Source organism: Fructobacillus ficulneus (assembly GCF_001047075.2).
GTDB lineage: Bacteria > Bacillota > Bacilli > Lactobacillales > Lactobacillaceae > Fructobacillus > Fructobacillus ficulneus.
In genome coordinates this window covers 1-6,034 of the sequence record NZ_DF968000.1, presented here as the reverse complement: position 1 = coordinate 6,034, position 6,034 = coordinate 1, and the positions used below count along the sequence as shown (strand labels likewise).

Annotated in this window: 7 protein-coding genes and 1 CRISPR repeat array; of the genes, 2 read left to right on the top strand and 5 right to left on the bottom strand. The window is 42.3% G+C overall.

What is annotated here, in order from left to right; translation table 11 throughout:
- Together AOQ29_RS07660 and AOQ29_RS02270 are read left to right on the top strand one after the other, a co-directional pair.
- The coding region (locus tag AOQ29_RS07660) for a shikimate kinase (protein ID WP_275936571.1) at window positions 1–285 on the top strand (285 nt) is incomplete at its 5' end.
- Between the two features lie 16 nt (window positions 286–301).
- Window positions 302–844 carry a hypothetical protein gene (locus AOQ29_RS02270; protein ID WP_061992930.1) on the top strand — a complete coding sequence of 181 codons (543 nt, stop codon included), beginning with the start codon at window positions 302–304 and terminating at the stop codon, window positions 842–844.
- A 44-nt stretch (window positions 845–888) separates the two neighbouring features.
- On the opposite strand, the gene AOQ29_RS02265 is transcribed toward AOQ29_RS02270, so the two are convergent.
- The 5 genes from AOQ29_RS02265 to AOQ29_RS02245 all read right to left on the bottom strand — a co-directional run bounded on the left by AOQ29_RS02265 (window position 889) and on the right by AOQ29_RS02245 (window position 5,579).
- A complete protein-coding gene (locus tag AOQ29_RS02265; RefSeq protein WP_061992929.1) occupies window positions 889–1,152 on the bottom strand; it encodes a hypothetical protein in 264 nt (87 codons plus the stop codon).
- Window positions 1,153–1,307: 155 nt separating this feature from the next.
- Window positions 1,308–2,030 carry a gamma-glutamyl-gamma-aminobutyrate hydrolase family protein gene (locus tag AOQ29_RS02260; RefSeq protein ID WP_061992928.1) on the bottom strand — a complete coding sequence of 241 codons (723 nt, stop codon included), beginning with the start codon at window positions 2,028–2,030 and terminating at the stop codon, window positions 1,308–1,310.
- 254 nt (window positions 2,031–2,284) lie between these two features.
- Window positions 2,285–3,025, bottom strand: a complete 741-nt coding sequence (locus AOQ29_RS02255; RefSeq protein WP_061992927.1) for a hypothetical protein — start codon at window positions 3,023–3,025, stop codon at window positions 2,285–2,287.
- 531 nt (window positions 3,026–3,556) lie between these two features.
- Window positions 3,557–4,852, bottom strand: a complete 1,296-nt coding sequence (locus AOQ29_RS02250; protein ID WP_061992926.1) for an APC family permease — start codon at window positions 4,850–4,852, stop codon at window positions 3,557–3,559.
- Window positions 4,842–5,579, bottom strand: a complete 738-nt coding sequence (locus AOQ29_RS02245; RefSeq protein ID WP_061992925.1) for a gamma-glutamyl-gamma-aminobutyrate hydrolase family protein — start codon at window positions 5,577–5,579, stop codon at window positions 4,842–4,844. Before AOQ29_RS02245 ends, AOQ29_RS02250 begins: the two co-directional genes overlap by 11 nt.
- 148 nt (window positions 5,580–5,727) lie before the next feature.
- Window positions 5,728–6,027: direct repeats of the CRISPR family, unit length 36 nt; unit sequence GGAAGAAACCCCATTAATCTGACATACATCTAAAGC.
- Window positions 6,028–6,034: the final 7 nt, after the last annotated feature.

Here is a 6,034-nt window from a genome sequence, read left to right as displayed (position 1 = left end):
ACCGGCGGCGGAACCCCCGTCCAACCGGCTAGTCAGGCCGTCTTCAAGGCCCACCAGGGACCCATCATTTTCTTAGACGCTAATGATGCCACTATTCAAAAACGCCTCGAAGCCGATGGAATTGCCAGCCGGCCCCTCTTCCAACAACTCGGCATGGATGGCCTCCTGAAATTAAAGCGGTCCCGCCAAGCAACCTACGAGGACCTGGCAACGACTGTGATTCACGTTGACGAAAAGGACCCAGCCACTATTGCCCAAGAAATTATTGACCAATTAACCAGCTAACCAACGGAGGATTAAGATGCCAACCATTCACACTCTCGGACCCGTTACCACGGATAGTTATCAAGCAGCTGAACACCTCCAAGATGAGGACCCAGCGTATCAAGGCTTAGCCATTGAAACCCATCCCGATTTTGAATCTGTTTACCAAAATCTAGCTGCCTATGCTGGTGACTATTTCCTCGTACCAACGGCCTACCAAAATAAAGATGGCAATAACTGGACCAATAACCACTACCGGTACTTGGACCGGCTGCAAATTGCGACCGTCTTTCATTTGCCCACCCTGCCGATGTTGTTAACGGAAAATAAGAGTGTGACCAACGGCAAGGCCATCCTCCATGCCGCTACCAAAGAACTCATCCAACAGTTCATGAAAGTGACAGACCAGGACCTGCAAGTCGACTATGTGCCTAGCAAACCTCTGGCCCAGACGGCTTTTGAAGCCGGTGACTACCAATACGCCATCTTTAGCAAGCAGTCCTTCGTCCCTCATGGTGACTTAAAAATTATCAAGGAGTACCACCCAGAGATGGTCTGGTGCCTCTACCAAATCAAATGAAAAAACCGCCAACTGGCGGTTTTTTATTATGAAGAATTCCTGACTTATTTATGTTGGCGCGCCCGCTTGTAATAACAATAGATTTGCCAACAGACCAAAAATGCCACAAACGAAAGCAAGAGGGTCCAAGTCCCCGTTACCATGTTCGACATACTATGGGCATCCATCACGGTTTCAATCCGAATTCCCAGGGCTGTTTCCATCGTCCCAGAATGGGAGACGCTCAACATTGCCACAAAGAAATCAATCGTTAGAAACCCCAAATAGATTAACATTCCCTTACCGATATCAGTTAAAAATTGACGCATTTGTTTACCTCATTTTCTTCAAATTTGGTTTGTACTAACCTCATTATATGAAAATGAGTGGGGAAAATTTATTCCATATGGGATATTTTTCCACCAATGAAAAAAGCCCTAAAAATCAGGGCTAAAGCAAGCTTTAATTTGATTGAGGGCTTAGCTTATCCTTGGTGACTAGCAGCTAAGGCGAAAAAGTCCTTGAAAAGTTGTTCCTGGTCATCATGGTCTTCCCAGAAGTTTTCCGGGTGCCATTGGACAGCCACGATTAACTTGTCGGGATTTTCAATTCCTTCGATGACTCCATCATTGGCATGGGCGGTAACCTTAAAACCATCTGCCACGGTCTTAACAGCTTGGTGGTGCTTCGAGTTGACGAAGGGATGAGCTCCCTGTGATTTAGCAATGAAACTATCCATTTCGACATTAATATAATGAGTGGGCAGGTCACTGTCCGGCACTTGTTCATGACGGATCACCTCATTCTCGAATTGAGATTGGAGGTCTTGGTAGAGAGTTCCACCAAAGGTCACATTAATAATCTGAATTCCGCGGCAAATACCTAAGACCGGCTTACCTTGCTTAACGCATTCCTTGATAACTGCCGTTTCAAAAGCATCGCGAGCTTCATAGGTCATGCCAATCTTTCGGTGTGGGTCTTCGCCATAGTAAGACGGTGAAACATCTGGTCCGCCGGGAATAATAACTCCGTCAACCATGCTGACCAATTCTGCCGCCATTTCAGGCTTAGCAATTGGCAAGACTACTGGTACAACGTCATTTTTCAACAAGACATCGACCAATTTTTTCTGAACAATATGGGCCAAGCGCAATCGTGGTGTTACAGTCGCTTGCATGTTGGCGTCTGCCGTAATTCCAATTTTCATTAAGCGTCTCCTCTATTCGGTCAAGTTAAGTACCTACAATTATAAACTTCTTCATTAAAAAATAAAGATAGCCACAGCTGATATTACCTGCTCATCTGCTGGTTTAGTCACCCTTGGCAAAATTAACCAGCCTTCATTTCTAAAAAATCATTTCAAATTAATAAAAGACCAAGACATTTGTCCTGGTCTTTTATTGATGATATTAGTAGCCAATAACTAGCTACTAATAACGATAATTTTTCGTTAACTAACTCTTAGTCGGCGAAAATAACTTTGACGTTAACTGAGTCGTTACAAGTTTGGATAGCAATGGCGTGTTGAGCCTTTTGAGCCATTACAGTTGCTGCACCAGAAGTCCGGTTAATACTTTGATCAATTGCATCAACGTGGTAAGTAGTACCGTTAACAGTAATTGCATCACCTGTTGTCAATTGTTGAGCCAATTGACCGGCAACTGAAGCTTGTTCAGCTAAGTAGTAACCACTCAATGAGGCCCATGACCAAACGTTGTTGGTCCAGTTTGGTGTCTTACCTGAGCCATAGAAAACAGGGTTGTCAAAATGGTGACCTAAGTAGTTCACACCATCTGTCCGAGTGTTTTCCGTTGAGGCAGTTGCAGTTGGTTGAGCAGCTGGAGTGGCTGAGCTTTCAACAGCAGCCGTTGAAGAAGCACTGGCTGCCTGGGCTGAGGCTTCAGCAGCAGATGATGACGAGCTCGCAGCTGCTGAACTGGCAGAAGAGGCTGAGCTGGCTGCAGCAGCACTCGTAGATGATGCTTCTGAAGCCTTTTGGGCTGCTGCTTGTTTCTTAGCAGCTGCGGCCTTCTTCTGAGCAGTTGTCTTCTTAGAAGATTGGCTGTCATTATTCGATTGATGGAAAAGATGCGTGAAGCTATTGCCGTCGGCATCAGCTTTATACGCAGCTCCGGCAGAGGTCCCACCAACGATAATGGCGGTGGCCGCGGCTATTGCTATGATTTTTTTGTTAATTTTCATTTGGATTATCCTTGTACAATGTAACTGTGACGATGTTTAAAGATCTTCCCAAATAAAACTATAAGTTTGTACCATTTAAACTGACTATATTTTTGGCCGTGCAAGAGTGAATGGTGCAAATTTTGTCTCTTGCTGGCATTTATAAAACAAAACGCGATTTAAAGTCGCGTAATTGACTTAATTATAACGACGGATAGCCTCTTATCACAATATCCATTAGATTACAAGTCTGATACAAAACTGTTTAAAAAATTCAAAAAGAAAACAAAAATTTCCCGACTAACTTCAAATGATTTAAATTATAAGTTTAAACTAACATTAAAATTTTTTAAATTAATTCGTCAACCCCCTCAAACCGGTTTAATTCAGACAAGAAATAGCTTAGAACGGCAGAAATATTTTCTATCCAACACCTTTATGGCTAAATTTCAAAAATAGCTAATCCACTATCCTCTGCAACAATTTTGTAAAACGAAAAGGGCCTCGTCCAATGACGAGGCCTTTCATTTATATGCAAATATGGATAAATATTTATTCTGTTGTGCCACGTTGCTTGGTAATGAAGTAGAAAGGTACAGCAACTACCAACGCACCAAATCCCCAAACAAGGTCAGTCTTTGTCACGTGCCAAAGTAACCAAACAGAGATTACTAGGGCAACAATAGGAATTACTGGACCAAGAGGCAAGCGGAAATCTCTTGCTTCATCTTTCTTAGTATGACGGAAAACCAAGACGGCCAAACAAGTTGGGATAAACTGTGCAAAACGAGAAACCGCACTAATTTGAGCCAAAGTTGTAAACGTTCCAGAATAGGCAATGGCCAAAACTGCTACCGTTGAGAAGACAATAGCAACGTAAGGAGCATTCTTACGATTTTTCTTAGCCAATACTTTTGGCATCATCTTGTTTTCAGCAAGAGCAACACCTGAGCGAGGTGTGATAAATGATGAAGAAATACAAATACCACCGACTGACAAAACCATTCCAAGTGAAATCAAGTCACCACCAAAGCTTCCAGCAATTTTCTCAAAAGTATCTTTCAATGGAACAGTTGAAGAAGCTAACTGATCACCCATGACACCAACACTAACAGTCATAACTAGGACATATACCAAAGCTACAGCAGATAATGCAATCATCAATGCCTTAGGCAAATTTTTCTTTGCATTAGTCATCTCACCGGCAATCACGGGCAAAGCTTCAAAACCGGTGAAAATATAGAATAATGTAATTGCGGTTGTCGCAAAGTTATTGCTAGTTGTTAGATGACTAACAAAGAAAGGATCAAAGTGGCTGCCCTTCATGAAGAACAAACCAAAGACAATAACTAATGCAATTGGCACTAACTTTCCGACAGTAACAACGTTGCTAATTAAAGCCGTTAATTTGACACCACTAACATTTAAAGCAACCAATGATACTGCCATCAAAGTGACAATCACATTTTTTGCTGTCGGATTATTCAAATCTGGGAAAAGGCCACCTAAAGCAGTTGCAAAGGCAACATATAAGGTTGCTTCAGCAATGATTCGGATAACCCAAGTAACAAAACCAACCTCATAACCGACGAAGCCTCCAAAGGCTTCCTTGGCATAGAGGTAAGGACCTCCATTTTTCGAGAAAAATGAAGCACAGTCAGCAAAACACATGGCAATGACGAAAGCCAGAAAAGCATCAAAGAATAATACAACAATACTAGCAGGACCAAAAAGTTTCATTCCTGCACTGGGCAATAGGAAAATTCCTGACCCAATGATTCCGTTAATTCCTAGTAAAACAATACTCCAAAAACCAATTTTTTGACTTTGACTAGCTTCACTTTTCATCCTGGCCTACTTCCTTTGCTTTTTTAAAAAAGTTCGTAAATAGTGCTTCTTGTTCAGGCATTGTTGCCCACAAATTTTCAGGATGCCATTGAACTCCGACAATTGAATGATCATCGTTTTCAAATCCCTCTACAACCCCATCAGCCGATTGAGCGACTACATTGAGGCCCTCGGCAACCTTATTGAGTGCTTGATGGTGGCGAGAGTTTACAAAGAAGGTTGAGCCTCCCCCCATTGCTTCTGATAAGAAACTGCCAGAAGTCACTTCTACATCATGGGTTGGCAAAAATCCGCGAGCAGCCTGTGAATGCTGCAAAAGTGGTTGTTCGTATTGTGATCCTAAGTCTTGGTACATATTGCCACCAAAGACCACATTGATCAATTGGGTTCCACGACAAATGCCTAGTAGTGGCTTATGTTGCTTAACGCATTCCTTAATCACAGCAACTTCAAAGTCATCTCGGGCAGGGTAAGTGGTCCCAATTTTAGGATGAGGACCCTCGCCATATAACTTTGGCGATACATCTGGTCCTCCGGGAATCACAACGGCACCCACCATGCTAACCAATTCGGCAGCATATTCAGGCTTTGTGATTGGAAAAACGACCGGCACGTTACCTGTCTTTTCGATAACATCCAACAATGGCTTTGGCGCAAAACTTGCTAATTGCAAGTTAATGATATCCGTACTTTGCAAATTAACATCTGCAGTGACACCAACTCTCATATCATTCTCTCCTTTTTCTCATCTTATTTTAATATAATACACTTTTGTTCATTGCTAGCCAACCGAAAATAAATTAAATTTCTTTAAAAATTAAAAAGCACCCTTACGGGTGCTTGATCAGTAACTTAGTTACAGCATTTGTGACTTGAGAAGAAACCCCATTAATCTGACATACATCTAAAGCCCATTTGGTAAATTATTTTTAGAAATCCAAGGAAGAAACCCCATTAATCTGACATACATCTAAAGCACCCAGCTATTCACATGATGTCGACATTCTGGAAGAAACCCCATTAATCTGACATACATCTAAAGCTTGTGTGTCGCTGACCAGCTTTTGAGCCAAGGAAGAAACCCCATTAATCTGACATACATCTAAAGCCAACCAGCGACAGAAACGGCCGTTAAACTAGGAAGAAACCCCATTAATCTGACATACATCTAAAGCGAGCAGA